General features: G+C 46.7%; 1 protein-coding gene and 1 pseudogene. Both read right to left on the bottom strand.

Annotation, left to right across the window (positions count from 1 at the left end):
* Window positions 1–1298: portal protein (locus ACFINY_RS09585; protein WP_375701057.1), on the bottom strand; the 1298-nt coding region annotated here is incomplete at its 3' end.
* A pseudogene (locus ACFINY_RS09580) lies at window positions 1283–2062 on the bottom strand (PBSX family phage terminase large subunit); the annotation flags it as partial. The gene ACFINY_RS09585 and the pseudogene ACFINY_RS09580, both read right to left, overlap by 16 nt.

The raw sequence follows: 2062 nt of genomic DNA, 5'->3' as shown, positions 1-2062 counted from the left end.
TGATTAATTGCTTCCTTAGCTTCATTAAACAGCTGGAAAAAGCCCTCTGGAAACTGTGCTACAGGCTTTGGTTGTATTTTACCACCTGCCAATGCGTTAGGTTTAACCCATGTAATACTGTCTGATCGGCTTAAACTTTTTGCTGCTTCTCTCTCATCCTTAAATGCACCACTCTCTGCCATTATCCCGCCTTTGGATTGGCTATTAAGGATATACATAACTTGACTAAAGTACTTATTCGCCCACCGTTGTGGGTCTTTTGTAGGACGCACAACCCCATAAAATTGCCGTTCTATCTTGTCAAAATACCCCGTTATACACTCCCAACCCAATTGACCCGCTGGAACCAAAGGTTGATCGGGGGATTCAAGCAATTTTCTCCCTAAAAAAGCACGTCTTACAACCTTTTTATTGAAAGCTGCCCCTTGGATATCGTGCATCATGCACTGGAGCTGCTTAAATTCTTCCTCGCTATAATCACGAAGTTCTCCAGTGCTTAAATCGGGCGCTTTGTAATACCTCTCGCTTTCAAACCAACGGCATTCAACAAGTGTGATCATCCGTCGACCGTTTTCAACATCAATGCCCTTCTCATCATTATAAGCTTCAAGATCATTATGATGAATGCCCTCATAAGCAACCCCATCACGAGCCCAATCTGCACTCAGCTCTGTCCAATGAGATTTGGGAAACATCTGCTTAGCTACTTCCAAGGGCTTGCGATCTACATACCACATGCGTTGTGCATCGGTTAAATTCGGTTGCACTGCCGCGCTATCCCAAACCATCTTTAACGGGTCTAAACGCGTAATGACCGGTTCACCATCAAAGCTATTTTCATAATCAAGGCGGGTATCAGTCCACCCCATGCCGCAGATAACGGCATCTTGGAAAGCATCACTATCAGCGTATTCTGCATGCGCCATGTCCCGAAACCATTCTGCCGCACCAGTAAGCAATTCACTAGGCAATGCCTTCCCTACTTGACGGGGAATAAACTGCACTTCTCGCTTATTGTTGCGTTCTGACCCCACAACGGCATTCACAAGCGGAGCAATACGATTAAAGGTCATAACGGGGCGGCGTTGCTCTTTTAACGCCGCTAAATCAGCCTCATTCCACTGATCACCATTGTAAAAACGAAAATCCTCCCGCGCATGTTCACGCCATTTATTCACATGCTCCACATCTTCTTTGTACCAACTCACAAGCTTGCGAAATAAGCCTTCTGTCGACAAATCTGATGCGTTACTTTCTTTATCTAAATGCTCTTCATCATACATCATTCTGCCATCCATGAGGTACTCTCATATTCCGTTCTGCCGCTATAAGCTGGTCGCTTTTGTATCGTCGGAGGTTCTTCATAAGCCACGCACATCAATCCAAAGGCATCTGCCCCATGACTGGACCAATCATGCTCTGCTCCCAAACCAATGCCACGCTTCTCATCCCATTTCTCATGATACCAATTCAGTGCTTTGCGCCCTGCTACGGTCGTCTCTTCATTGAACCAAACTGAAGGTAAAATACGCCGCACCGCCTCTATACGCATCTTAACCGCCCCTGCTCCCTGATTGGGAACAACCTGTGTTTCAAAGCCCGCATCATTTAAAGCACTTTCAAAACTCACATTGTGCACACGGTCTCTGGTCGCACCGTCATGAGGCAAAACCATCAATGCCTTCTCATAGCCATTCTGACGTAACCAGCCTATGTGCTCTGATAGCGGTTGTCCCTGTGCTTCGTAATAATTAAGCACTCTGATCTCTCTGCCAACAAATTGCGCTATCCATATCGCCGTGGCATCTGCCTTGGCGCCTGTCCCCCCAATATCCCAAAAGGCGCGTATTTGCATTAAAGGGTCACGAGCAACACGCCCTATCCGCCCCTCTTGCTCGGCTGCCAACATTTCCTTTTGATAATAAGCGCCTTGAACCGCTGTAAGATAAGCCCCTTCCCAGATATGCTTATAGGTCTCTGGACGATTTCTCAGATCATCAAGCCGCGCTTCATTCAAGATCTTGGGAAACTTCGGATTGTCTGACCAGTTGATCTCAACACG

The organism is Bartonella sp. AA23NXGY (assembly GCF_042197165.1).
GTDB lineage: Bacteria > Pseudomonadota > Alphaproteobacteria > Rhizobiales > Rhizobiaceae > Bartonella.
Note: the sequence above shows the minus strand (reverse complement) of the source record. Positions and strands in the feature narration are given on the sequence as shown.